Genomic DNA, 24,673 nt, shown 5'->3' with positions numbered 1-24,673 from the left:
CCATGCGCAAGGGACTGTTTATCGGCATCAACCACTACGCCCATGTCGCTCCTTTGAGCGGTTGTAACAACGACGCAATGGCCATGGCTTCGGTACTGGAGCGCCACGCCAACGGGCGCCCGAACTTCAGCAGCAAAGTGCTGACCTCCTCTGAGGAGAACCTGACGCTCAAACACATGAAACAGCAGATCCAGAGCCTGTTCTCAGGCGACTGTGACGTGGCACTGCTGTACTTCGCCGGTCATGGGCAGTTCGACAACAGCATCGACGAAGGGCTACTGATTCCTCAGGACTACCAGCCTGGCGGAGACGGTATCCGCATCAGCGACATTCTGCTGTGGGCTGATCAGGCGTCGCAGATCAAAAACAAAATCATCATTCTCGATTGCTGCCAGGCCGGAGCAGCAGGTGCGATGCGCAATTTACGCGGCGGCAGCAGTGTGATCGGCGAAGGCATGACCATTCTCACCGCCTGCAAAAAAGAACAGTCCGCCCTCGAAAGTCGCGGCCACGGTGTGTTCACGGATCTGTTGCTGCAAGCGCTGCATGGTGGCGCCGCCAACGTGCTCGGCAAGGTCACCCCCGGTAGCGTCTATTCGTTTGTCGACAATGCGCTGGGAGCCTGGGAACAGCGTCCGGTATTCAAGACCAACGTGTCGCAGTTCGTGCCACTGCGCGAAGTGGCACCGCTGATTGCCGAGGAAACCCTACGCAAACTCAAGGACTGGTTCCCCGAGCCGAGTTTCGTCTTCAGGCTCGACCCCAGCTACGAGCCGACGGAAGCGCTGTTCGACCCCGAGCACGGCGACATCTTCAAGCAACTGCAAATGTGCAATCGCCACAGCCTGATAGAACCGGTGGGCGCCGAACACATGTATTACGCGGCCATCAACTCCACCGGCTGCCGCCTCACCGCCCTCGGCGCCTACTACCGCGAACTCGCCCTAAAAGGACACTTCTGATGCCCGTATTCATCAGCTACCGCCACATGGATCGTCCACAGGCCATGGCCATCAATAGCCAATTGATGCAGGCCAACATCAAGACCTACCTCGATGTGCTCGACCCGGAATCGCAGACCACCGACGACATCACCGAGGTCATCACGCGCAACATCACCGAATGCACGCACCTACTGGCAGTGGTGTCAGAGAAAACCGCATTGTCGTGGTGGGTGCCGTTCGAAATCGGCGAGGCGACGATCAGCAATCGGCGGATCTGCTCATTCAAGACCGGCCCCACGCAATTGCCGGCTTATCTGGATAAGTGGCCGAAGCTGAGCACACCGGCCGATGTGGATTTCTTCATCGACGCTTATCGCAGCGAAGGAACAATCAAGCGCTCGATGACGCTCGACTCGGTGACCGGCAATCAATCGACACGCAGCGCCAACAAGACCAATGCCGAGATGTTCCATGAGGGATTGAAGAACCGTATCCGGCGCGGCTTCTAACCCCACCAGACACAAAAAAGCCCCGAACATTCGGGGCTTTTGCTGTCCACCTGGCCTACTTCGGCTCAGGCTTGCGAAACGCATACAGATGCTGACGCACGATCCCGCCCGGCAGCTCCTTGCCAAATACGCCATAACGCACCGGCCACTCTTTCGGCGGCAGCTTGAACGTGCCGAACAGCATGTCCACCAACGGCGTGTGGATCGCGTAGTTCTTGTAGATGTAGTCCTTGTGCCGGGCATGGTGCCAGTGGTGATAACGCGGCAGGACGATCAGGTAGTTCAGCCAGCCACCATTGATTCGCACGTTGGCGTGGGCAAGTACCGCTTGAACACCGACCAGAATCACGTAGGCATTCAACGCCTGAGGCGCGAACCCCAGCAGCATCAGCGGCACCAGTACGCCGGTGCGGGTCAGCAGGATTTCGATGAAGTGCACGCGCGAACCGGCAAGCCAGTCCATGTGGGTGCTGGAGTGATGCACCGCGTGGATGCGCCACAGAAATGGCACCACATGGTAGAGACGATGCAGCCAATACTGGCCGAGGTCCGCCACCAGCACCGCGAGCAGGAACTGCACCACCAGTGGCAGGCTCTGGACGCTGGCCTGCAACCCCGGCGACACCGCCCAACCGGCGATGTAACCCGACGAGGCGGTGATGAAAATCAGGATGAACTGCACCAGCATGTGGCTGACGAAAAAATAGGTCAGATCGGTGCGCCAGTGCGGGCGCAGGATGTTTTGCTCGGGATCCTTGGAATAGAGCTTTTCCAAAGGAATGAAAACGATGGCCGACACCAGCAGCGCCAGGACGAACCAGTCCAGACCCAGCGAGTAAGGGGTCTGCCCGATTTCGCTGACTTGCACGTTGGTGCCGCCGAGGAACACCGCCAGCCCCGATGCGACCAGCCCGGTAATCCCCAGGCGCTTGCGCTTGTTGAGCAGGATGTTCAGGGTGCCGAGGCTGAACGACAGCACCAGCCCGAGCAACAGCGTGGTGCGTGCGAACTGCTCGTCATAGACCTTGCGCAGTTCGGCGGTGGTCAGCCATTCAGGAAACAGGAAACAGAGCACCGCCAGCAGGCTCAACAGCCCGAGGGTGGCTGAAATATAGCCACTGACCCGCCCCTCACCAAATTTGAAGGGTGCGTTGCCGTGCCGTTGAAAATAGGCTTTGAGTCTTTCCATAACTGATCTTCCGTGATTGCGATAACTGCGACTGCTCATTGCGACGCAGGCAGAAACCAAAAAGCCACGGTGGCCGTGGCTTTTTGTCGGTTACTGCTTCGGCGCGACAGCCGGTGCAGTGGCCGGTGGCGCAGCGGGTGCCGGCGGCACAGTTCCCGGCGCGGCCGGTTTCGGCGCGGCGTCGTCGAACAGGTTGAGCCGTTCGCGCAGTTCGTGCGCCGGCACCGGTTGCTGATCCGCCGGCAGCGCGTTCGGGTCGACCGGTGTCGCCGGAGCGTTACCGTTCTGGCTGTCATCCGCCGGCTTGGCCGGATCGGCACCTTGCGCCCCTTCGATGGCTGCCTGAGCCTTCTTGGTCAGGACCACAATGTCGATGCGACGGTTGACCGGGTTGAACGGGTTTTCCTTGTCGAACAATGCCGACGAGGCATAACCCACCACCCGCGCCACCTGCGACTCCGGATAACTACCGGCAACCAAGGCACGCCGGGCGGCGTTGGCGCGGTTGGCCGAGAGCTCCCAGTTACCGAAATCGCCGGTGCCGGTGTACGGCTTGGCGTCGGTGTGGCCGCTGATGCTGATCTTGTTCGGCACCGCTTTGATGGTGTCGGCCATGGCCAGCAGGATGTCTTCGAAGTACGGCTTCAGACGCGCCGAGCCCGAGTCGAACATCGGCCGGTTTTCGGCGTCCATGATCTGGATGCGCAAGCCGTTCGGAGTGATCTCGAACAGGATCTGATCCTTGAACTTCTGCAGTTGCGGGTTCTCGTCGACCTTGTTCTGCAGTTCTTGCAGCAACAGCTCCAGGCGTTCTTTCTCGACCTGCTCGGCCATGCCTTCGACCTGCTCGGTGTCGACCGTGACCTTGTCAGGTTGCGGCTGCGACTTCACCTCGGGGTTGAGGGTGTTTTCCGGCGCGAGGGTCGGCGTGCCGCCCAGATCAATGATGTATGGCGTGCCGCTTTCGGAGAAGCCGACCGGGTCCTTGAAGTAACCGGCGATGGCGATCTTCTGTTCCGGTGTGGCGGTGGACAGCAGCCACAACACCAGGAAGAACGCCATCATCGCCGTGGCGAAGTCGGCGAAGGCGATTTTCCACGCCCCGCCGTGATGCCCGCCGGCGATGCGCTTGACGCGCTTGATGATTATCGGCTGGTTATTTTCCATGACTTAACGACCGCGAACGGCTTGTTCCAGCTCGGCAAAGCTTGGACGGTGGGCCGGGTACAGCACCTTGCGACCAAACTCGACCGCCAGCGATGGCGGCATGCCGGAAGCGGAAGCCACCAGCGAGGCTTTGATCGCTTCATAGACGTTCAGCTCTTCCTTGGCATCGTGAGCCAGGGAGTGCGCCAACGGACCGAAGAAACCGTAGGCCGCGAGAATACCGAAGAAGGTACCGACCAGTGCCGCACCCACGTGCAGACCGATGGATTTCTGATCGCCTTCACCCAGCGAAGCCATGGTCACCACGATACCCAGTACCGCCGCGACGATACCGAAACCCGGCATGGCGTCGGCGATGCCGTTCACCGCATGGGACGGGTGCTCGAGGTCTTCCTTGAGGCTGTAGAGTTCCATGTCGAACAGGCCTTCCAGCTCATGCGGAGCCATGTTGCCGGAGGACATGATGCGCAGGTAATCGCAGATGAACGCGGTCATGCGCTCGTCTTTGAGCACGGCCGGGTACTTGGCGAAGATCGGGCTCGCGGCGGCGTCTTCGATGTCGCCTTCGATGGCCATCATGCCTTCGCGGCGGCTCTTGTTGAGGATCTCGTAGATCAGGCCCAGCACTTCCAGATAGAACGTGTGGCTGAAGCGCGAACTGAACATGCTCAGGGATTTCTTGAGCACGTGCATCGTCATGTAACCGGGGTTGGCCTGCAGGAATGCACCGAGGGCCGCACCACCGATGATCATCACCTCGAAGGGCTGGATCAGGGCGGCAATTTTGCCGTGGGAGAGCACGTATCCGCCGAGCACGCTCGCGAATACGACGATGATGCCGATAATTTTAGCCATAGGTAGAAAGTACTTATTTAAGTCGGGTTCAAGGTCATATTCGGAAGTTAAAAAATCTCTTCTTCTACTTATCGGCAAAACTGCGCCAGACTATAGCCAGTTCAGGCGAAAAGCCAATTTAGCCCATGCCGGGCGCGTCTACAGTCAGTGAAGATCTCGTCCAGACATGGCTAATGAAACGAACGTCCCACACGCAAAACCGACCACCCTCGAGGGCTGGGTAAAGTTGCTCGATGGCGTGCTCCTGCCCGTGCCGCAAGAGGCTCACGACAAAGTGTGCCGCGCGATCCGTGACAACCGCAGCTCGCTACGCGACATCGCCGAGCTGATGCAGGACAGCCCGGCGCTGGCCTTGAGCATCATCCGTGAGGCGAATCGTCACACCCATGGCACCATGTCCGCACCGGCGGAAAACCTCGAGGTGGCGATCAACCGTCTGGGTCTGGCGCGCACCGAAGAACTGCTGGCGCGCCTGCCGGCCCAACCGCAGATGCAGATCCCCAAGGCCCTGCGCCAACTGCAAATGATCAGCCAGCACGCCACGCAACAGGCCAATGGTTTTTTCGCCAGCCGCCTGGCCCGACTGTGGCAGGACATCCATTGGGGCAGCCTGTTGTTTCTCTCGCCATTATGGCCACTGGCGCTGAAGTTTCCCGAGTTGCTCGAAGAATGGGAATTGCGGGTGATCCACAAGGGCGAATCGGCTCCGGTGGTCGAGAAGCAACTGTTTGGCGTGCGCCTGCTGAAGATCGCCGAGGCGCTGGTGCAAGTCTGGCACCTGCCGATCTGGGTGCAGCAAGGCTATAAATTGCTGCTCAGCGAACAGCGCGAACTGGTCAAAGTGCTGCGCATCGCCCGCGACAGCGAACACCCGTTGCGCCAGCAGAATCGCCTGGATGACGATCCGACCCTGCGTCGCTGGCTCAATCAGCCGGCCAACACCGTGCTGCTGGCCAACGGTCTGGCGTTATCGGCGCAACAGGCCTGGGACAGTCCGCACAGTGAGCGCTGGCAGTACCTGACCAGCCTGTATCTGCAAATCTCGATGGATGAAGTGCAACAGCAGTTGCACCAACAAGCCGCCAACAGCGCACGCCACCATGCAATGCCGGACCTGTGGCACCCGGCGGTGTCGCTGTTGTGGCCGTGGGGCACGCACCGTTTGCCGGCGGGCATGCTGCCTGCCGCCGCGCCGTCCGCTGAAGACCTGAGCCAGTGGCGCCGGCAATGTGCCGAACTGCTCGCCGAACCGAGCCGCTTCACCAATGCCATGAGCCTGACAGTCGCTGCCCGCGATGCTCTGGTCGCCAGCGGCATGCGCCGGGTGATGATCCTGATGGCCGATCGCACGCAGTCCAATCTGCGCGTACACCAGACTTTCGGTTTGCCGAAAGACGCCGCCGCGCTGAATTTCGTCGTCAGCCAGAGCAAGGTATTGCAGCGCCTGCTGGCGCAGCAGGCACAGGTGCGGATCAACCCCGAGAACAATGCACAATTTTCCGCGTTGTTGCCGCCGGGCCTGCGCTCGCTGTTTCGCGGCGAACATTTGTTCCTGCGCTCACTGATCAACAATGGCCGGGTGATCATGATCGTCGTGGCCGACCAGGGCGGCGGGCCGTTCGCCGACATCACCGTGCAGGCGTTCGGCAAAACCGCGCAGTGCATCGAAAAAGCCCTGCACAGCTTTAGCAGCCGTGGCCGATGAGGCTGCGCTACAATCCCCCCCTTTGTGCTCTGGAGACCTCACATGTCTGACTTCTCTGGCTTGCCGCTCGTCATCGAGCCGAGCGACCTGCTCCCGCGTCTCGATTCCCCTGAACTGATTCTGGTGGATCTGACCAGCCCTGCCCGCTATGCCGAAGGTCACCTTCCCGGCGCACGTTTTGTCGACCCGAAACGCACCCAGCTCGGTCAGCCGCCAGCACCGGGATTGCTGCCGGCCAAGGCCGACCTGGAAGCGCTGTTCGGTGAACTGGGCCATCGCAAGGACGCGGTCTACGTGGTCTATGACGACGAGGGCGGCGGCTGGGCCGGGCGTTTCATCTGGCTGCTCGACGTGATTGGTCACGACAACTACCACTACGTCGACGGCGGCTTGCCGGCGTGGCTGGAAGCCGGCATGCCGATGTCGATCCAGATACCTCCCGCCGTCGGCGGCCCGGTGGCGCTGACCCTGCACGAAGAACCGACCGCCACTCGCGAATATCTGCAAAGCCGGCTCGGCGCCGCCGATCTGGCGATCTGGGATGCGCGCGGGCCGCTGGAGTATTCCGGTGAGAAGGTGCTGGCGGCCAAGGGTGGACACATTCCGGGCGCGGTCAACTTCGAATGGACCGCCGGCATGGACAAGGCACGCCAGTTGCGCATTCGCACGGACATGCCGCAGATCCTCGCAGACCTCGGAATCACCAAGGACAAAGAAATCATTACCCACTGCCAGACCCATCACCGGTCGGGCTTCACATATCTGGTGGCCAAGTCCCTCGGTTATCCGCGGGTCAAGGGCTACGCCGGTTCCTGGGGCGAATGGGGCAACCACCCTGACACGCCTGTCGAGATTCAAGGTTTTTAAGGACAACTAATGAAAGAGCGTCTGTTTATCCTCAGCCAGTACCTGCTGCCTCATCACCTGCTGTCGCGCCTGGCCGGCTGCGTTGCCGAGTGCCGCGTGCGCTGGTTCAAGAATGCCTTCACCCAGTGGTTCGCCAAGCGTTATCAGGTGGACATGTCGCAAGCACTGGTCGAAGACCTGACCGCTTACGAGCACTTCAACGCGTTCTTCACCCGTGCACTGAAAGACGGCGCACGTCCGCTGGACGAAACTCCGGGCGCGATCCTCAGCCCGGCCGACGGTGCGGTCAGCCAGCTCGGCCCGATCGAACACGGTCGGGTGTTCCAGGCCAAGGGCCACAGCTTCAGCGTGCTGGAACTGCTCGGCGGTGATACGGCCAATGCTGCTCCGTTCATGGGCGGCGATTTCGCCACCATCTACCTGTCGCCGAAGGACTACCACCGCGTGCACATGCCGCTGGCCGGTACCCTGCGCGAGATGGTCTACATCCCGGGCCGGATCTTCTCGGTCAACCAGACCACCGCGGAAAACGTTCCGGAGCTGTTCGCCCGCAACGAGCGTGTGGCGTGCATCTTCGACACCGAGCGCGGGCCGATGGCCGTGGTGCTGGTCGGCGCGATGATCGTCGCTTCGATCGAAACCGTGTGGGCCGGTCTGGTCACCCCGCCGAAGCGCGAGCTGAAAACCTTCCGCTACGACGAAGCCGCCCGCGCACCGATCCATCTGGAAAAAGGCGCCGAACTGGGCCGTTTCAAGCTGGGTTCGACCGCGATCGTGCTGTTCGGGCCGGATCAAGTGAAATGGGCTGAAGAACTGGTCGCCGGTTCGCCAGTACAAATGGGCCAGGCTCTGGCGCTGCCAACGGCCTGATATCTCCGCGCTCTCCCTGTAGGAGCTACCGAAGGCTCTTACAGGGTTTGCCGTCGCGACAGACCCCGATTTTTACTGCTATGGTTTTTGGCATGAGCCAGACCATCGCCCCGCCGCCACTTCGCGCCCCTGCCCCGACGCAATCGCACCTGTCGTTTTGCGAAGCCTCCCCGCGCGACTTCAAGCGCTGGATCGCCGGCCTGCCCAAGGCCAACATCGGCGAAACCGCCCGCCAGTTGTATCAAGGCCTGGGCGAACTCAATCAGTTGCTCACCCCCAGCGACAATCGCCTGCAACTGCTGGAGTTGCTGCGCCCCGAGGTGTATTTCGTCTGCCAGCATCTGGAGCGGCAGTTTCTGCATCAGGCGATCATGCTCGACGAGCGTTCGCGCAAGATCAGCAACCTGTGTCAGGCGCTGCAAAGTCATCTGGCGATTGGCTACAAACAGATCGTGCTGCGCATCACACCGAAATACAGCAAGGATCGCGCAACTCTGCTCAGCACTGCCCTGCAACGGGCGGCACATGCACTCAAGGGGCAACTGGTACGCGCCACGCAGCTGTACAGTCCGGCACCGGAGCAGTTGTGGTTCGAGTTGCACCAGCTCTATCGCAGCGCCTGTGAACTGCAGCTTCAGCACAAGCGCGTGCATGACGACCTCGCCAGCCTGACGCCCGAGCTGAGCCTTGAACAGAACTACATCGCCGCGTTGTTGCTGGGCAGTGCGCGTTGCAATCAGTTGCGGCAGAACCAGATCGCCCGCCTGGCCGAGGTGCTGGAGCCGTGGAGCGCGTTGCTCAAACTGAATCCCGGGCGTCCGGACGATGGCCTGTTTGCGATCAGCGCAGAACTCGATGTCGGGCCGCGTTATCGCAGCATGTTTCGCCGCGAACAACAGGCCGGACTGCTCGGCTTCGATCCGCAGCCGCTGGTGAATGCCGTCGAGGCGCACCTGCTGCGGCAGGACACATCGCCGCCGTTGCAAGTGCCCAACGGCATGAGTCAGGACACCCTGCAACACTTGCATGCCACGTGGGGACAGGCCGCCGAGCGCAGTTTTCAGCGCAGCGTTGGCCAGGGCAACCTGACCGTGTGCGTCGGCATGAGCGCCCTGCATTTCTACCTCGGTGGCGAACGCACATTCAGCGAATTGCTCAAACATCCCGGCGCTCGCGCAGCCAATTTCAGCAGTGCCGTGGCCAAGGGTGAAAAAGACAGCTGGAGTCAGGCGTTCGACGCCGCGCCGCTGGGCAACGAGCAGTTTCTGCCTTATGAAGAAATCCAGTACGACCATCTGCCCGAGGACGAAAGCACCACCGACAGCACACCGCATTACCCGACCTACACGTTGCCGGTGATCAACCATAGCCCCGGCGGCTACTGCCTGGCCTGGCCCGATGAGGTGCCTGCCGAGCTGCAGGCTGGAGAAATGCTCGGGATTCAGGACAGCACGAGCCAGGGCTGGAGCATTGCCGTGATTCGCTGGATTCGTCAGGTACGGGGTAGCGGGACGCAGATGGGCATTGAACTGGTGGCTCCGCATGCGCAGCCATGCGGTTTGCAACTGGTGCGCTCGCGGGACGATCACAGCCATTACTTGCGCGGGTTACTGCTGCCGGAGATCAGCGCAATCGACTTGCCGGCCACCTTGCTGGCACCGCGCCTGCCGTTTCAGGAAGGCAATAAAGTACTCATCAACACTCAGGGCGAAGAGCACCGCGCCGGACTGGATCGGCGGCTGGCGAGTACGCACAGCTTCAATCAGTTTGCCTATCGCTCGCTCGAGGCCGCGCAGAATGGCGGGAGCGAGGAGGATTTCGACTCTTTGTGGAAGTCGCTTTGAAGCCTTAAAGAAACCGTGGCGAGGGCGCGTGCGCCCTCGCCACAGAGACCTGCTTCAAGCTTAAAGCTGGCCGTCGCGGTCGCGGAAGCCGAGCAGATACAGCACACCATCCAGCCCCAGTGTCGAGATCGCCTGCTTGGCCGACTGCTTGACCAGCGGCTTGGCCCGGAACGCCACGCCCAGCCCGGCAATCGCCAGCATCGGCAGGTCATTCGCGCCATCGCCAACTGCGATGGTCTGCTCCAGACGCAAACCTTCCTTGTGCGCCAGTTCCTTCAGCAGATCGGCCTTGCGCTGGGCGTCGACAATCGGCTCGATCGCCACGCCGGTGCACTTGCCGTCGACCACTTCCAGTTCGTTGGCGAACACGTAGTCAATGCCGAGCTTGGCCTGCAACTGCTTGGCGAAGTAGGTGAAGCCGCCGGACAGGATCGCCGTCTTGTACCCCAGACGCTTGAGTTCGGCGAACAGGGTTTCGGCGCCTTCGGTCAGGCGCAACGAAGCGCCGATCGAATCCAGCACGCTGACATCCAGCCCTTTGAGCAGCGCCAGGCGCTCCTTGAAGCTGGCACGAAAATCCAGCTCGCCGGCCATCGCGCGCTCGGTGATGGCCGACACTTGCTCGCCGACACCGGCCGCCTTGGCCAGTTCGTCGATGACTTCGGCTTCGATCAGCGTGGAGTCCATGTCAAACACCGCCAGGCGCCGGTTGCGGCGGAACAACGAATCTTCCTGAAAGGCGATGTCGACGTTCAGCGCCTGCGCGACGCTGAGGAATTCGGCGCGCAGGGCCTGCGGATCCGCCGCCTCGCCACGCACGGAGAACTCGATGCAGCCCTTGCCCTTGTCCGCCGGCGTATCCAGCGGCATGCGACCCGACAGACGGTCGATATGGTCGATGTTCAGGCCATATTTGGCGGTGATCGAGCTGACCGCCTGCAATTGGCCGGCGGTGACTTTGCGGGTCAACAGGGTAACGATGTGGCGTTTCTTGCCCTGATTGCCCACCCACTGCTGGTAATCCTCTTCGGACACCGGGGTGAAGCGCACCTGCTGGTCGAGCTCGTAGCCCTTGAACAGGATGTCCTTGAGCACGGCCTTGCCTTGCTCGGAATCGGGAATTTCAACCAGGATGCCGAACGACAGGGTGTCGTGGATCACCGCCTGACCGATGTCGAGAATGTTCACACCACCTTGTGCCAGAACGCCGGTAATGGCCGCAGTCAGACCCGGACGGTCGACTCCCGTGATGTTAATCAGGACGATTTCGCGCAACGCGCACCCCCGCAACTGGAAAAAAACCGCATTCTACCCACTTTCAGTGACCATCGGGCACCGCGAGCGCTTTGCCGGTCTAGGGCCTGTCGCTATACTGCGCGTCAACTTCACGGACAAAAGAGCCGAGCTCAGTGAACCGGCCCACGCCAGTTAAAACCGATAACTTCTTCCTGCTGATCTTCCGTGCACTGCGCCACCGCCGTGTACCGATTGCATTGCGCATTGCCAGCCATAACGTGATCCTGGTCGCTCTGGCCCTGGTGATCTATGCCGGGGTGATGGGCTTGCAGTTCAAGCAGGCCATGCACGAGCAGGCCGATGCACTGGGCGAAAGCCTGACCACGCAGACCGCCACCTCCGCCACGGAGCTGTTGGTGTCCAACGACATCCTCAGCCTCAATGTGCTGCTCAACAACCTGACCAAGAACAAACTGGTGGCGCACGCGGCCATCTATAGCGTGGACAACCGCATCCTCGCCGAATCCGGTCAGCGCCCCAAGCACAGCCTGTTGGGCGAAGCCGAAGGCATGTACGAGAGCAAGATCACCTTCCAGGACGTGACCGCCGGGCAACTGCGCATCAGCCTGGACATGGATCAGTTCCAGCAGCCGATGACCATCAGCCTGCAGAGCATGGGCATTCTCAGTGCGATTTTGCTGGCGCTGTCGCTGGCCTTGAGCCTGCGCATGGGCCGCTACCTGTCCACGCCGCTGCTGCAATTGCGCGTATGGTTGCGCCATATCGACGAATTCACGCCGGGCACCGAGCGCCAGGACGAAATCGGTGATCTGGCCCGTCAACTGCACGCCAACTTTGCTCCGGAGCCGGCGCCGAAACCCGAGCCGGAACCCGAGTTCGAAGAAGAGGACGAACCCGAATTCGAAGTGCGCAACCTGCGCGATCCGAGCTTCGACGAAACCCGTCCGCTGGCCGCACAGAAGCCGGCGCCGCGCCACGTGGTCAGCACCGTTGAAGACGATGATGACGACGACGCCTTTGCCGATCTGCGCGACGAGTCGCTGGATGCCGCCCCGCAACCGGCTGCGCGCAAGGCCACACCCAACGTGCCACAGCACAGCGCCGTACTGGCCGTGCAACTCGGCTCGCAAGAACAACTGCGCCGCCTGCCACGCGCGCGCCTGGAAGAGCTGCTGGAGCGTTATCGCGACTGCCTCGACCAGGCCGCCTCGTTGTATCAGGGTGAAATCGAAACCCTCAACGACGGCAGCACGCTGATGCTGTTCCACAGCGAAGACAGCGGCGACGATTACCTGACCAACGCGATCTGCTGCGGCGAGCTGCTGCGGGCGCTGGGCCATCAGTTGCAGATCGAAGTCGCCGACAGCGGCATCACCCTGCAATTGCAGCTGGGTCTGACCCTGGGTGACGAGTTGTTCGGTCTGAGCCAGATCGACCTGCTGCTGACCGACTCGGCACAGGATGCCTTGGCCTTGTCGCAACACAGCCGCAATCTGCTGCTGGTCGAGCGCAAGATCAGTGACGATACACTGATCCGCCAGCGTGCGCGGATCCGCCCGATTGCCAGCCCTGAAGGCGCTTGCTGCGTGGAGCGCTTGATGGAGCCTTATCCGTCGATGCTCGAGCGACAACTGGCGCGGATGCATGAACGTCGGGCGTAAGCCTTAGGCCAGAGGTACGAAAGCCCGCAGACACGCGAATGTCTGCGGGCTTTTTTGTTGCCTGCACTTTGCCCCTCACCCTAGCCCTCTCCCGCTGGGAGAGGGAACCGATCCGGGAATATTGAAGACCTGCAGCGACTTGAACGCCCCGCTGTGAATTCATAATCGCCAGACTCTTTCAGGTCGATGCATAACCTCACCCCAGCCCTCTCCCTCGGGGAGATGGAACCGATTCGGGAATATTGAAGACCTGCAGCGACGTGAACGCCCAGCTGTGAATTCATAATCGCCAAGCGCTTTCAGGTCGATGCATAGCACCAGACACCTCGGTCAGTCCCCTCTCCCTCCGGGAGAGGGAACCGATCCGGGAATATTGAAGACCTGCAGCGACTTGAATTCCCCGCTGTGGATTTATAATCGCCAGGTTCTTTCAGGTCGATGCATAGCACCAGACACCTCAGTCGGCTCTCTCTCGCTCCGGGAGAGGGCACCGATTCGGGAATATTGAAGACCTGCAGCGACTTGAATGCCTGCTGTGAATCCATAATCGCCAGGCTCTTTCAGGTCGATGCATAGCACCAGACACCTCGGTCAGTCCCCTCTCCCTCCGGGAGAGGGAACCGATCCGGGAATATTGAAGACCTGCAGCGACGTGAACGCCCAGCTGTGAATCCATAATCGCCAAGCGCTTTCAGGTCGATGCATAGCACCAGACACCTCGGTCAGTCCCCTCTCCCTCCGGGAGAGGGTTAGGGTGAGGGGCTTGTGATCTCCCCCACCAAACCCCAGACACAACAAAGCCCGCACAAGGCGGGCTCTGTTCTGACTCGATCCGGCTTAGAAGCGGAACACTTCCATATCGGTGCGAATCGGCGAAGCCATCGGAATCTTTGGCTGCTTCTCGGCTTCCGCTGCCGGCGCGGCCGGTTTGGGTGCCGCTTTACGCGGTGCTTCAGCCACCGGCGGCTGATTGGCCAACGGTTTGAGCGCCACCGACAACTGCTCGGCCAGACGCTGCAGCAGAATGCCTTGCGCCTGAACCTGCGAAGCCGTGGTGCCGGCATGCAGCTCCTGCAGGTGGACGATGCGGTTATCGCGCACCTGACCACGACGGTCGATCAAGCGCCATTGCGCATCGAGGATCGCCGGTTGTTTCTCACCCGAGTCCAGACGCGTGATGGTCAGCAACACCTGCACATCCGGGGTAAAACCCAGGGTCGCCGGCGCCAGCACCACACGCTGGCTGTCGAGATGACCGGCCACCTGACGCATCAGCAATTGATCGATATCCGACGAAAGGCTGCCCGCCCAGCGACCGTCGGTCGCCGCTTGCAGACTACCGTCCGGTTGACGTTGCAGCAGGGTTTCACGTTGCAGGTAATCAGCAATGACTACCGGACCCAACAAAACCGCCATGCCTGCGCTTTGCGCAGGCTGAGCCGGACTTCCGCTGTCCAGCTGATACAGCGACACCGGCTGGTGAACGCTGCAACCCGCCAGGCCCAAAACGCCGGCGAGCAGGAAAATAAGGGGGCGCAGAGCAGTCATCATCCCGTCCAGGTGGCCGCCACAAGGCTGACCACAGTGAAAATACTCAATAAATATGAAGAACGCTCGGCCACGCCGGCGTTTGGAAAGGCCATATCATCCGTGAATATGCGTTCCGACTCCAGCGCCAAAGCGTCGATCTACGCGTTAAATCGTAGATCGACGCCTCTAGGTGGGCGTTTTCGCCTAATTGAGGTTTTCGACGAGCAGCGCATCCACCCTCTGGAAGCCCCTTGGCAGCTTGTTGCCACGACGGCCACGTTCACCCTTGTAGTGTTCGAGGTCGTCGGCCTTCAGCGACAGGGTCCGTTTTCCGGCCTGCAGCACCAACGTGGCGCCTTCCGGCAGTACGGCGATGTCCGTGACATATTCTTCGCGACTGGCCACACGCTCACCGGAAATACCGATGATCTTGTTGCCCTTGCCCTTCCCTAATTGTGGCAGATCGCTGATTTTGAAGATCAGCAGGCGACCTTCGGTCGTGACCGAGGCCAGCCAGTTCTGCTCACGATCGGCCACTGGCCGCGGCGCGATGACTTTGGCGTTGTTCGGCAGACTCAGCAGGGCCTTACCGGCCTTGTTCTTGGCTTGCAGGTCTTCGCCTTTGACCACGAAGCCGTAACCGGCATCGGACGCGATCACATACAGCGCATCGTCTTCCGGCATCAGCACGCACTCGAACGTGGCGCCGGGCGGCGGCGTCAGACGGCCGGTCAACGGCTCGCCCTGGCCCCGGGCCGACGGCAAGGTGTGCGCGGCGACCGAATAGCTGCGGCCGGTGGAGTCGATAAACACTGCAAACTGGTTGGAGCGCCCCGCCGCCGAGGTCTTGAAGCCGTCACCGGCCTTATACGACAGGCCAGTGGCGTCGATGTCGTGTCCTTTGGCCGAACGGATCCAGCCTTTTTCCGACAACACGACAGTCACTTTTTCGTTCGGCAACAGGTCGTGTTCGGTCAGCGCCTTGGCTTCTGCACGTTCGACGATGGGTGAACGACGGTCATCGCCATAGGTTTCAGCGTCTTTCAGCAGCTCGGTGCGCACCAGCTTCTTCAGCTTGGCTTCGCTGCCCAGCAGCGCTTGCAGCTTGGCTTGTTCCTTGAGCAGTTCGTCCTGCTCGTCGCGCAACTTCATCTCTTCCAGTCGCGCCAACTGACGCAGACGGGTGTCGAGGATGTAGTCGGCCTGAATCTCGCTGAGGGCGAAACGTTCGATCAGCTTGGCTTTCGGGTGCTCCTCGGTGCGGATGATGTGGATCACTTCATCCAGGTTGAGGTAAGCGATCAGCAAGCCGTCCAACAGGTGCAGGCGACGCTCGACCTTGTCGAGGCGAAATTGCAGGCGGCGACGCACGGTCAGCACGCGGAATTCCAGCCATTCGACCAGCAACGCACGGAGGTTTTTCAGCTGTGGCTTGCCGTCCAGACCGATGATGTTGACGTTGACCCGGTAGGTCGACTCCAGCTCGGTGCTGGCGAACAGGTGCTGCATCAGCGCTTCGTGATCGACGCGGCTGTTGACCGGAATGATCACGATGCGGCACGGGTTTTCGTGGTCGGATTCGTCACGCAGGTCAGCGATCTGCGGCGCTTTCGACGGTTTGGCCTGCATCAGCGCGGCGATCTGCTCCAGCACCTTGGCGCCAGACACCTGGTGCGGCAACGCGGTGACGATGATGTCGCCGTCCTCGACGTGGTACACGGCGCGCATGCGCACCGAGCCCTTGCCGGTTTCGTACATTTTCAGCAGGTCGGCGCGCGGGGTGATGATTTCCGCTTCGGTCGGGTAGTCCGGGCCCTGAATGTGTTCGCAGAGCTGTTCGACCGTGGCTTTCGGCTCATCGAGCAGGCGCACGCAGGCAGTGGCGACTTCGCGCAGGTTGTGCGGTGGCACATCGGTGGCCATGCCCACGGCGATACCGGTGGTGCCGTTGAGCAGGATGTTCGGCAAACGTGCCGGCAACACCAGCGGTTCCTGCAGGGTGCCGTCGAAGTTCGGGCCCCAGTCGGCGGTGCCCTGGCCCAGCTCGCTGAGCAGCACTTCGGAATAGCGCGACAGACGGGCTTCGGTGTAACGCATGGCGGCGAAGGACTTCGGATCGTCCGGCGCACCCCAGTTGCCCTGGCCGTCGACCAGTGTGTAGCGATAGCTGAACGGCTGAGCCATCAGCACCATCGCTTCGTAGCACGCCGAGTCGCCGTGCGGGTGGAACTTGCCGAGCACGTCACCGACGGTACGCGCCGATTTCTTGTGCTTGGAATCGGCATCCAGCCCCAGTTCGCTCATGGCGTAGACGATACGCCGCTGTACCGGTTTCAGGCCGTCGCCGATATGCGGCAAAGCACGGTCCATGATCACGTACATGGAGTAGTTGAGGTAGGCATTTTCGGTGAAGTCAGCCAGCGAGCGGCGTTCTACACCGTCCAGGCTGAGATCAAGGGAGTCGCTCATGCGGGCCTCATCGGTTCGTTGTCTGGCGCAGCAGCATGGTGCCACCGCGCTGGGTAAATTCAAGTTTGTTCAGGGCGCTCATGCCGAGCAGCACCTGATCGCCATGCAGCCCCGGCGCCACCAGTGCGCGGACGTCCCGCAGCACGATGTCGCCCAGTTGCAGGCGGTCGATTTTGGTCCGGTAGCCCTGGCTCAGGCCGTTGGCCGTGCTCAGGGTTACACCGAAACCCTCTTCCAGTTTCAACCGTTTGGCCAGATCCGCCGGGATCGCCACATCGGTGGCGCCGGTGTCGAGCATGAACTCCACCGGCTCACCGTTGATCTGGCCGCTGGCGACAAAATGCCCTTGGGCATTGCCGGCCAGCTTCACTTCGATCACGCCGTCATGCTGCTCGGACGTGATCACCACGTTCGGATTCTGCTGGCGCTGCTCCCACTGGCCAAAAAACCGCGTCGCCAGAAACAACGCCGCGCACCAGGCCAGAATCATCAATACCCGGCCGGCGCGCTTGCCCGGCGGTTGCTGGCTCACGGCTTGGCGCTCCAGCCACCTTCAGGCGCAGCGAAGCGCCAGACGATCGGGCGTTTCTCGCCATCGGCGCGGACACCGTCGTTATTGTCCAGGCCAATCCACGCGCCGTCGGCGTCCACCACCAAGGCTTCCGCCAGACCGTAGGCCTGGGAATAAAGCCGTTGTGGCTGCAAGGCCTCTTCAGCAAACGACCAGCAGCGTTCGACCTTGGCCGTCACCGCATCACGCCGACAGACCCTGAACGCATTGCGCTCAAGGGTGAACAGCTTGCCGTTGAACAGCGACAGGTCGGCGAAATCACGGCTGACGGCGCGAGCCTTGGGGAACTGCGGTGGCTGCATCTCCACCCCGGCTTCGCTGAGCAAAACGCAGCCGCCGTGGCAATCCCAGACCGTTTGCTGACGCTTGATCTTCAGCAGGCCACGCCGTTCACGCTCGGCCGCCAGCCACATTTCATCGCCCGCCGGGTTGATCGCCAGTCCTTCGAACAACGCATTGAAGTGCAGCAACATACCGCTGGCCCGGGCTTCCTTGACCAGCATCGGCGAGATTTTCAGCCACGACGCCGTCCCCTCGGGCGACACCTGCAGCACCGCCGCATGGGCTTCGCTGACGATGTAGCGGTTACCGGCGCTGTCGCAGGTGATCCCTTCGAAATCGAGGTCGCCGCCACGGATGAACGACGCCGCCCAGGTGCGCGAACTCAAGCCCCACGGCAAGCCGCTGTCGGGTACTTTCGGCACGTCGAGGTGCACGGTTTCGGCCTGCCAGACCTGATCGCCCGTGTTCAGGCGATAGATCTGCTCGTCGTCACGGTCGGACACCGTCCACAAATCCTTGCCGCACACCGCCAACCCCGAGAGGTTGCCGCCGCGCATGCCGTCGACCGGATGCTCGGCCAGCAGCTTCAACTCGGGCACCGGCTCGGCCGCCACCGTCATCGAGCCCAGCAGCAACGCACATGCCAGGGCGACGCCGAAGCGCATCAGGCCAGCACCTCGGCGAGGTTGCCCTTGGATTCGAGCCAGGTCTTGCGGTCACCGGCGCGTTTCTTCGCCAGCAGCATGTCCATCATTTCCGAGGTCTCGGCGAAATCATCGCCCAGCGTCAGTTGCACCAGTCGCCGGGTGTTCGGGTCCATGGTGGTTTCACGCAGCTGCGGCGGGTTCATTTCGCCCAGACCCTTGAATCGGGTGACCTGTGGCTTGCCGCGTTTCTTTTCGGCCACCAGACGGTCGAGAATCCCGTCGCGCTCGGCTTCGTCGAGGGCATAGTAGATCTCTTTGCCGAGGTCGATGCGGTACAGCGGCGGCATCGCCACGTAGACGTGACCGGCATCCACCAGCGGGCGGAAATGCTGGACGAACAAGGCGCACAGCAGCGTGGCGATGTGCAGACCGTCGGAGTCGGCGTCGGCGAGGATGCAGATCTTGCCGTAGCGCAGCTGGCTCATGTCTGCGGCGCCGGGATCGACACCGATGGCCACGGCGATGTTGTGCACTTCCTGACTGGCCAGCACTTCGCTGCCATCGACTTCCCAGGTGTTGAGGATCTTGCCGCGCAACGGCAGGATCGCCTGGAATTCCTTGTCCCGCGCTTGCTTGGCAGAACCGCCGGCGGAATCACCCTCGACCAGGAACAGCTCGGAACGCATTGGGTCCTGCCCGGCGCAATCGGCCAGTTTGCCCGGCAGCGCCGGCCCCTGGGTAACGCGCTTGCGCTCGACCTTCTTGCTGGCCTTGAGGCGGCGACCGGCGTTGTTGATCGCCAGTTCGGCCAGGGCCAGACCGGTTTCCGGGTTGGCGTTGAGCCACAGGCTGAAGGCGTCCTTGACCACACCGGAGACGAACGCCGCCGCTTCACGGGACGACAGTCGCTCTTTGGTCTGGCCGGAGAATTGCGGCTCCTGCATCTTCATCGACAGCACGAAAGCGATGCGTTCCCAGACGTCTTCCGGCGCCAGCTTCACGCCACGCGGCAGCAGGCTGCGGAATTCGCAGAACTCGCGCATCGCGTCGAGCAAGCCCTGACGCAGACCGTTGACGTGGGTACCGCCCTGCGCCGTCGGGATCAGGTTGACGTAGCTTTCCTGCACCGCGTCGCCACCTTCCGGCAACCACAGCAGCGCCCAATCGACCGCTTCTTTATTACCGGCCAGGCTGCCGCAGAACGGCTCGTCCGGCAGGCGTTCGAATTCGCTGACCGCGTCCACCAGGTAGGAGCGCAGGCCGTCTTCGTAATGCCATTCGACTTTCTCGCCGGTGCCTTTGTCTTCGAAGCTGACCAGCAGCCCCGGACACAGCACAGCCTTGGCCTTGAGCACGTGCTTGAGGCGGCTGATGGAGAATTTCGGTGAATCGAAGTATTTCGGGTCCGGCGCGAAGTACACGCTGGTGCCGGTATTGCGCTTGCCGACGGTGCCGACGATTTCCAGTTCGGTGGCTTTGAAGCCATCGGCGAAGGTCATCTGGTACTCGTTGCCGTCACGCTTGACGCGCACCCGGACTTCGGTCGACAAGGCGTTGACCACGGAAATACCCACCCCGTGCAGACCGCCGGAGAACTGGTAGTTCTTGTTGGAAAACTTGCCGCCCGCATGGAGTTTGGTGAGGATCAGCTCAACGCCCGACACGCCCTCTTCCGGGTGAATGTCGACCGGCATGCCACGGCCGTCGTCGCTGACTTCCAGCGAGTGATCGGCGTGCAGGATCACCTGCACCGATTTGGCGTGGCCGGCCAGGGCTTCGTCGACGCTGTTGTCGATGACTTCCTGGGCAAGGTGGTTCGGCCGACTGGTGTCGGTGTACATGCCGGGGCGTTTGCGCACCGGGTCGAGGCCCGAGAGGACTTCGATGGCGTCGGCGTTATAAGAGCTAGCGCTGGGAGTGGCCATAGGGTCTCGTCGTCAGTGATTCAATGAAAAAGGGGCAAGACTTCACAGTGCGGTGAAATCAATTGCCTGATACAAATCGGCGCCAATGCCGGCAAAACTCAGCAACGCCGGCAATTGCCCGGCAAACCCCTGGAAACTATGGTCGCCGCCGGCCTGAATCCGCAGGACACAGGCCCGGTAATACTGCTGGGCGAGGCGATAATCCAGTGTTTCATCACCGGTCTGCAACCACACCTGATAACGCTGCGCATCCTGTGGGGCCGGCACTTCCAGCTCGGCCAGGGCCGTCACATGGTCGTGGGTCAGTTCCCAGGTCTCATCGGTATACAGGTTTTTCTGCGTGCCCAGGTACCCGTCAAACATCCGGTGCGGACTGACGGCCGGGTTGACCAGCAGGGCTTTCAAGCCGTGGCGCTCGGCCAGGTGAGTCGCATAGTAGCCGCCGAGTGAGCTTCCCACCAGCAACGGCCGACCCAGTTCGGCAATCGCCTGCTCCAACTGACCGATGGCTTCACGCGGGTGGTGATGCAGGGCCGGGACACGCAACTTGTCGCTCAAACCCAGCTGCTCCATGACCGCGACCAGCTGACAGGCCTTTTTCGAGGCCGGGGCGCTGTTGAAACCGTGGATATAGAGGATCGAACCGGACATTTGAGCTCCCTGAGTGTCGGTTTGGGTTTGCGGAGTTTACAGGGAGAGAAGAGCGGATTGGGGGTGGTTTCGAGAAATTGGTTATTCAGCAGGGGCGGCCCTCACCCTAGCCCTCTCCCAAAGGGAGAGGGGACTGAATGGGGGATATTAAAGAGATACACCGACCTGAAAGTGATTGGGCGAATCCATAATCAACTCAGTATTTCAGGTCGACGCATGACGCAATACACCTCGGTCGGCCCCCTCTCCCTCCGGGAGTGTATGTACCGGACACATGGTGGACAGGTGTTCGGAGACATGGTGGACACTTTTTAATAGGCACATTGCTCATCACTAAGGAGATGACCTGTGTCTTGGGAAGAGGTGTCCACTGTGCAGCTTCGTTCAGAATTCGTGCTTTTGGCTCGGCAAGAAGGGGCCAATGTCCGGCAGCTTTGCCGTCGATTTAATATCAGCCCAAGCACCGCCTATAAATGGCTTAACAGGTTTGAAAACCTGGGTGCAGAAGGACTGAACGATCAGTCTCGACGACCGAAGACATCACCCAAGCGATGTGCTGATGAGGTTGAACAGCAGATTTTGACCGTGAGTCAGGAGTACGCGGCCTGGGGCGCTCGCAAGCTCAAACGTGTGTTGGAAGACAACGGCTTAGTGATGCCTTCGGTCAGTACCGTGCATGCGGTTTTACAGCGTCATTCACGCGTTGATCCAAAGGCCGCCGAGATCAAACCGTTTATCCGTTTTGAGCATGAAGCGCCCAACGATCTTTGGCAGATGGACTTCAAGGGGCATATCAGTCTGGGTCAGGGGCGTTGCCATCCGTTGACGATACTGGACGATCATTCGCGGTTTTCACTGTGCATCGCGGCGTGTATCAATGAGCAGCGCGACACCGTCCAGGAGCATCTGGTCCGGGCCTTTCGGCGCTATGGCCTGCCTTTGCGCATGACGATGGACAACGGCTCTCCATGGGGTGATCAGACAGGCGTTTATACCGCGCTGGAGGTCTGGCTGATGAGTCAAGGCATCAAGGTCGGCCACTCTCGACCTTATCATCCGCAAACCCAAGGAAAGCTGGAACGCTTCCACCGCAGTCTGAAAAATGAAGTCCTCCAGGGTCAGCACTTTAACGATCTCAACAGCGCGCAACGGGCGTTTGATATCTGGCGTGATATTTACAACCAGAAGCGCCCGCATCAAGCGCTGGACATGCAGGTTCCTGCTACTCGGTACAGCAGCAGCTCAAGGGAATATCAGGAGCAACCCGCAGCGCCGGAGTACGACGATGGTGATGTGGTCAGGAAGGTTCAGGTAAAGGGCGAGATCTACTGGAGGAACCGTGAATACACAGTCGGGAAAGCTTTTTACGGGAAGTCAGTAGCTATCCGGGAAACGACGGAGGACGGCATCCACGATGTCTACTGGAGTAGACATCGCATCGCCCGAATCGACTTGAACTTGCAGATCGTTATGGCAGGTAAGAAGATCTAAAACCGTCCACCATGTCTCCGAACATGTGTCCACCATGTCTCCGGTACATACAGGGAGAGGGCTGGGGTGAGGGGCTCTTGATCGAAAATCAGTAACCTTCGGAACCGTAATCAACGGTAAAAGCAAAACCGGTGACACGCTCCACGCCAGTCTCCAATCGCCCATCCGGCAACAACCGCAACCAGCGATACCCCGGCGCCTGCTCACCGACCTTGAAGTCATCACTCCCCGGCTCGAACTGAATGCACGTCGAAGGCGAGGCCAACAGGCGCACGCCGTTGCGTTCGCGGTCGATTTCCTGGTGCACATGCCCCCACAGCACCGCGCGAGCCTGTGGAAAACGATCCAGCACCTCGAAAAACGCCTCTGGATTGCGCAAACCGATCGGCGCCATCCACGCACAACCGATCGACACCGGATGATGGTGCAGGCACACCAAATGATGGCGCTCCGGCGCTTCGCTCAGCGAACGGGCCAGCAGTTGCAACTGGTCGTCCTGCAAATACCCCGGCACCGAACCCGGCACCGCCGAATCGAGCAGCGTCACCCGCCAGTTACCGATATCGACCACCGATTCCAGCAACGCGCTCTGCACGGCAGCCTCGGCCATGATCATCGGCTCGTCGTGATTGCCGGGGATCCACCGCGCCGGGGCAGCGATCTGCGCGCTCATCTGGCGAAACTGCTGGTATGACTCCAGTGTGCCGTCCTGGGAGATATCGCCGGTGGCCAGAATCAGGTCGATCTGCGGCTGCTGCCCCAGCACCAATTCGATGACCTTTTGCAGGCTTTGACGGGTGTTCATGCCCAACAGCGTGCTATCCGCTTCAGCGAATAAATGGCTGTCGGACAACTGCACCAGCAACGCCGCATCGGCGGTGGTCAACGTGGATACGCTCGGCAAGGCGCTCTCCCAGGGCAAAAGCACGGAATCGGTCAGGTGCCGCAATTATGCTGGGGGATGAGCGAAAGGGGAAACCGACGAACCGGACGCAGTTCACAACTAGCGAACGACTTCGTACTCGTGCCCCAGGGCCAGACAATGGCTCAGCCATTCCCCCAGGAACAGATTGAGCTGGGCCTTTTCATCCGGCTGATGCATCGCGGCGTTCGGGTAAGGATAGATGCCGCGAAAGCGTCGTGCATGTTCGGCGCTGATCACTTCGGCCATGCGCGCGTCGTGATAGACCTGAACCTCCAGTTGCGGCACCGGCAACCACGGCAGGCTGTGTTCCTGACGCACCTGCAACGTGGTGGTGTACGGACAGGTCTGCAGCACTTCGAGGGCCAGTACGCCGAGCATCTGCTCGCCCTGGGTCACGGCAATGCGCCGTGCCTCGGGGTCATTGCGCATGTCCGGCACCAGTCGCATCAGGCGCGCGTAGTTGGCCTCGCAGGCAGCTTGCAGCCCCGCCAGGTCAACCCGATAACGATCGCGCAGCTTGTTTACGACCATAGCCCCCTCACTTCGGCGCGGTTAAGCGCCAGCCACTGCAAGGCGATGATGCTCGCCGCATTGGCAATGCGTCCGTCACGGACAGCCTGCAAGGCATCTTCAAAGGCCCAGACCGTGACGCGGATATCTTCTGCCTCTTCCTCCAGCCCATGCAGGCCGCCTACGCCTTCGGTGCTGCAACGCCCCAGAAACAAGTACACGAATTCGTTGCTGCCACCCGGCGACGGGAAATATTGGGTCATCGGCCACAGGGCCTTGATGTCCAGTCCAGCTTCCTCCTGCGCCTCGCGGTGAGCAACCTCTTCCGGCACTTCTGCCTTGTCGATCAGACCGGCGACCAGTTCCACCAGCCACGGGTTGTCGGTCTTGCCCAGGGCGCCGACGCGAAACTGCTCGATCAGCACCACTTCGTCGCGCTGCGGATCGTAAGGCAGCAGGCACACCGCGTCGTGACGCACGAAGACCTCACGGTCGATCTCGCGACTCATGCCACCAGCGAACAATTCATGGCGCAGGTGCAAACGGTCGAGCTTGTAGAAACCCTGGTAGCAGCGCTCGCGCTTTACGACATCAACGGTGGCCGGCGTGGCGTTGGCAAAATCAGTCATGAACATCCTCTTTACTGCAAATCCGATACGAGGTTCCTTGTTGTCACTGGCAACCCCGACTTCGCGCCATCCTAACGCGCTCGTGATGATTGATGCAGCCCCTTTACCGTCAGCGGGATGGACGGTGGCGGCGAAACCCACTCTAATTAGCTTAGTGGCGAACTGACTGCTTCGG

Annotated in this window: 21 protein-coding genes; 8 read left to right on the top strand and 13 right to left on the bottom strand. The window is 61.0% G+C overall.

Annotation, left to right across the window (positions count from 1 at the left end):
* The first annotated feature begins 2 nt into the window (after positions 1-2).
* Complete coding sequence (locus HV782_RS03540; RefSeq protein ID WP_186748572.1) at positions 3-962, top strand: caspase family protein; 960 nt, start codon at positions 3-5, stop codon at positions 960-962.
* A complete protein-coding gene (locus tag HV782_RS03535; protein WP_123470893.1) occupies positions 962-1,453 on the top strand; it encodes a toll/interleukin-1 receptor domain-containing protein in 492 nt (163 codons plus the stop codon). The genes HV782_RS03540 and HV782_RS03535 overlap by 1 nt, the downstream gene beginning before the upstream one ends.
* Before the next feature lie 55 nt (positions 1,454-1,508).
* On the opposite strand, the gene HV782_RS03530 is transcribed toward HV782_RS03535, so the two are convergent.
* The 3 genes from HV782_RS03530 to motA form a co-directional block, all read right to left on the bottom strand.
* A complete protein-coding gene (locus tag HV782_RS03530) occupies positions 1,509-2,642 on the bottom strand; it encodes a sterol desaturase family protein (protein WP_123470892.1) in 1,134 nt (377 codons plus the stop codon).
* Positions 2,643-2,732: 90 nt separating this feature from the next.
* The gene (gene motB, locus HV782_RS03525) at positions 2,733-3,809 is read right to left on the bottom strand and encodes a flagellar motor protein MotB (RefSeq protein WP_186748573.1); all 1,077 of its coding nucleotides are present in this window, start codon (positions 3,807-3,809) and stop codon (positions 2,733-2,735) included.
* A gap of 3 nt (positions 3,810-3,812) precedes the next feature.
* Positions 3,813-4,664 (bottom strand): flagellar motor stator protein MotA, encoded by an 852-nt coding sequence (gene motA, locus HV782_RS03520; RefSeq protein WP_007952169.1) that lies wholly within the window; start codon positions 4,662-4,664, stop codon positions 3,813-3,815.
* 166 nt (positions 4,665-4,830) lie between these two features.
* Here motA and HV782_RS03515 point away from each other — a divergent pair, with 166 nt between their 5' ends.
* The 4 genes from HV782_RS03515 (at position 4,831) to HV782_RS03500 (ending at position 9,950) form a co-directional block, all read left to right on the top strand.
* On the top strand, positions 4,831-6,369 hold the full coding sequence (locus tag HV782_RS03515) for an HDOD domain-containing protein (protein WP_186748574.1): 1,539 nt from the start codon (positions 4,831-4,833) through the stop codon (positions 6,367-6,369).
* Positions 6,370-6,411: 42 nt separating this feature from the next.
* Positions 6,412-7,236, top strand: coding sequence for a thiosulfate sulfurtransferase (gene rhdA / locus HV782_RS03510; protein ID WP_186748575.1), 825 nt, complete (start codon positions 6,412-6,414; stop codon positions 7,234-7,236).
* A gap of 9 nt (positions 7,237-7,245) precedes the next feature.
* The gene (gene asd / locus HV782_RS03505; RefSeq protein ID WP_123470881.1) at positions 7,246-8,106 is read left to right on the top strand and encodes an archaetidylserine decarboxylase; all 861 of its coding nucleotides are present in this window, start codon (positions 7,246-7,248) and stop codon (positions 8,104-8,106) included.
* Positions 8,107-8,198: 92 nt separating this feature from the next.
* Complete coding sequence (locus HV782_RS03500) at positions 8,199-9,950, top strand: cyclic-di-GMP receptor FimW-related protein (RefSeq protein WP_186748576.1); 1,752 nt, start codon at positions 8,199-8,201, stop codon at positions 9,948-9,950.
* 60 nt (positions 9,951-10,010) lie between these two features.
* Here the strand turns inward: HV782_RS03500 and serB are convergent, their stop codons facing one another.
* The gene (serB, locus tag HV782_RS03495; RefSeq protein WP_123470877.1) at positions 10,011-11,225 is read right to left on the bottom strand and encodes a phosphoserine phosphatase SerB; all 1,215 of its coding nucleotides are present in this window, start codon (positions 11,223-11,225) and stop codon (positions 10,011-10,013) included.
* Positions 11,226-11,359: 134 nt separating this feature from the next.
* Here serB and HV782_RS03490 point away from each other — a divergent pair, with 134 nt between their 5' ends.
* A complete protein-coding gene (locus tag HV782_RS03490) occupies positions 11,360-12,868 on the top strand; it encodes an AhpA/YtjB family protein (protein ID WP_186748577.1) in 1,509 nt (502 codons plus the stop codon).
* An 837-nt stretch (positions 12,869-13,705) separates the two neighbouring features.
* Here the strand turns inward: HV782_RS03490 and HV782_RS03485 are convergent.
* The 6 genes from HV782_RS03485 to HV782_RS03460 form a co-directional block, all read right to left on the bottom strand.
* Entirely contained in the window at positions 13,706-14,416 is a 711-nt protein-coding gene (locus tag HV782_RS03485; protein WP_123470874.1) for a PqiC family protein, read from the bottom strand.
* A 186-nt stretch (positions 14,417-14,602) separates the two neighbouring features.
* Positions 14,603-16,867 (bottom strand): DNA topoisomerase IV subunit A, encoded by a 2,265-nt coding sequence (gene parC, locus HV782_RS03480; RefSeq protein WP_003221074.1) that lies wholly within the window; start codon positions 16,865-16,867, stop codon positions 14,603-14,605.
* Between the two features lie 7 nt (positions 16,868-16,874).
* Positions 16,875-17,399 carry a retropepsin-like aspartic protease family protein gene (locus HV782_RS03475; protein ID WP_123470873.1) on the bottom strand — a complete coding sequence of 175 codons (525 nt, stop codon included), beginning with the start codon at positions 17,397-17,399 and terminating at the stop codon, positions 16,875-16,877.
* Positions 17,396-18,385 carry an esterase-like activity of phytase family protein gene (locus HV782_RS03470; RefSeq protein ID WP_186748754.1) on the bottom strand — a complete coding sequence of 330 codons (990 nt, stop codon included), beginning with the start codon at positions 18,383-18,385 and terminating at the stop codon, positions 17,396-17,398. Before HV782_RS03470 ends, HV782_RS03475 begins: the two co-directional genes overlap by 4 nt.
* On the bottom strand, positions 18,385-20,292 hold the full coding sequence (gene parE, locus HV782_RS03465) for a DNA topoisomerase IV subunit B (RefSeq protein WP_003221068.1): 1,908 nt from the start codon (positions 20,290-20,292) through the stop codon (positions 18,385-18,387). Before parE ends, HV782_RS03470 begins: the two co-directional genes overlap by 1 nt.
* A gap of 42 nt (positions 20,293-20,334) precedes the next feature.
* On the bottom strand, positions 20,335-20,943 hold the full coding sequence (locus HV782_RS03460; protein WP_186748755.1) for a YqiA/YcfP family alpha/beta fold hydrolase: 609 nt from the start codon (positions 20,941-20,943) through the stop codon (positions 20,335-20,337).
* Positions 20,944-21,291: 348 nt separating this feature from the next.
* Between HV782_RS03460 and HV782_RS03455 the strand changes: the two genes are divergently transcribed.
* Positions 21,292-22,434 carry an IS481 family transposase gene (locus tag HV782_RS03455; RefSeq protein WP_186748803.1) on the top strand — a complete coding sequence of 381 codons (1,143 nt, stop codon included), beginning with the start codon at positions 21,292-21,294 and terminating at the stop codon, positions 22,432-22,434.
* Between the two features lie 88 nt (positions 22,435-22,522).
* Here HV782_RS03455 and cpdA read toward each other — a convergent pair whose 3' ends face one another.
* From cpdA to HV782_RS03440, 3 genes are all read right to left on the bottom strand, one after another.
* Positions 22,523-23,338, bottom strand: a complete 816-nt coding sequence (cpdA, locus tag HV782_RS03450) for a 3',5'-cyclic-AMP phosphodiesterase (protein WP_128613698.1) — start codon at positions 23,336-23,338, stop codon at positions 22,523-22,525.
* A 99-nt stretch (positions 23,339-23,437) separates the two neighbouring features.
* Positions 23,438-23,890, bottom strand: coding sequence for a DUF1249 domain-containing protein (locus HV782_RS03445; protein WP_007967395.1), 453 nt, complete (start codon positions 23,888-23,890; stop codon positions 23,438-23,440).
* Positions 23,881-24,498: an NUDIX domain-containing protein gene (locus tag HV782_RS03440; protein WP_128613697.1), complete on the bottom strand. Its 618-nt coding sequence runs from the start codon at positions 24,496-24,498 to the stop codon at positions 23,881-23,883. Before HV782_RS03440 ends, HV782_RS03445 begins: the two co-directional genes overlap by 10 nt.
* Positions 24,499-24,673: the final 175 nt, after the last annotated feature.

Source organism: Pseudomonas monsensis, assembly GCF_014268495.2.
In the GTDB taxonomy this organism is placed as follows: Bacteria; Pseudomonadota; Gammaproteobacteria; order Pseudomonadales; family Pseudomonadaceae; genus Aquipseudomonas; species Aquipseudomonas monsensis.
Note: the sequence above shows the minus strand (reverse complement) of the source record. Positions and strands in the feature narration are given on the sequence as shown.

Excerpts from the sequence above, each read along its gene's own strand:
- parE (WP_003221068.1), bottom strand. The coding sequence starts at position 20,292 with ATGGCCACTCCCAGCGCTAGCTCTTATAACGCCGACGCCATCGAAGTC.
- motB (WP_186748573.1), bottom strand. The coding sequence starts at position 3,809 with ATGGAAAATAACCAGCCGATAATCATCAAGCGCGTCAAGCGCATCGCC.
- HV782_RS03445 (WP_007967395.1), bottom strand. The coding sequence starts at position 23,890 with ATGGTCGTAAACAAGCTGCGCGATCGTTATCGGGTTGACCTGGCGGGG.
- HV782_RS03535 (WP_123470893.1), top strand. The coding sequence starts at position 962 with ATGCCCGTATTCATCAGCTACCGCCACATGGATCGTCCACAGGCCATG.
- motA (WP_007952169.1), bottom strand. The coding sequence starts at position 4,664 with ATGGCTAAAATTATCGGCATCATCGTCGTATTCGCGAGCGTGCTCGGC.
- HV782_RS03540 (WP_186748572.1), top strand. The coding sequence starts at position 3 with ATGCGCAAGGGACTGTTTATCGGCATCAACCACTACGCCCATGTCGCT.
- parC (WP_003221074.1), bottom strand. The coding sequence starts at position 16,867 with ATGAGCGACTCCCTTGATCTCAGCCTGGACGGTGTAGAACGCCGCTCG.
- HV782_RS03440 (WP_128613697.1), bottom strand. The coding sequence starts at position 24,498 with ATGACTGATTTTGCCAACGCCACGCCGGCCACCGTTGATGTCGTAAAG.
- HV782_RS03485 (WP_123470874.1), bottom strand. The coding sequence starts at position 14,416 with ATGACTGCTCTGCGCCCCCTTATTTTCCTGCTCGCCGGCGTTTTGGGC.
- HV782_RS03530 (WP_123470892.1), bottom strand. The coding sequence starts at position 2,642 with ATGGAAAGACTCAAAGCCTATTTTCAACGGCACGGCAACGCACCCTTC.
- HV782_RS03460 (WP_186748755.1), bottom strand. The coding sequence starts at position 20,943 with ATGTCCGGTTCGATCCTCTATATCCACGGTTTCAACAGCGCCCCGGCC.
- rhdA (WP_186748575.1), top strand. The coding sequence starts at position 6,412 with ATGTCTGACTTCTCTGGCTTGCCGCTCGTCATCGAGCCGAGCGACCTG.
- HV782_RS03515 (WP_186748574.1), top strand. The coding sequence starts at position 4,831 with ATGGCTAATGAAACGAACGTCCCACACGCAAAACCGACCACCCTCGAG.
- asd (WP_123470881.1), top strand. The coding sequence starts at position 7,246 with ATGAAAGAGCGTCTGTTTATCCTCAGCCAGTACCTGCTGCCTCATCAC.
- HV782_RS03500 (WP_186748576.1), top strand. The coding sequence starts at position 8,199 with ATGAGCCAGACCATCGCCCCGCCGCCACTTCGCGCCCCTGCCCCGACG.
- HV782_RS03470 (WP_186748754.1), bottom strand. The coding sequence starts at position 18,385 with ATGCGCTTCGGCGTCGCCCTGGCATGTGCGTTGCTGCTGGGCTCGATG.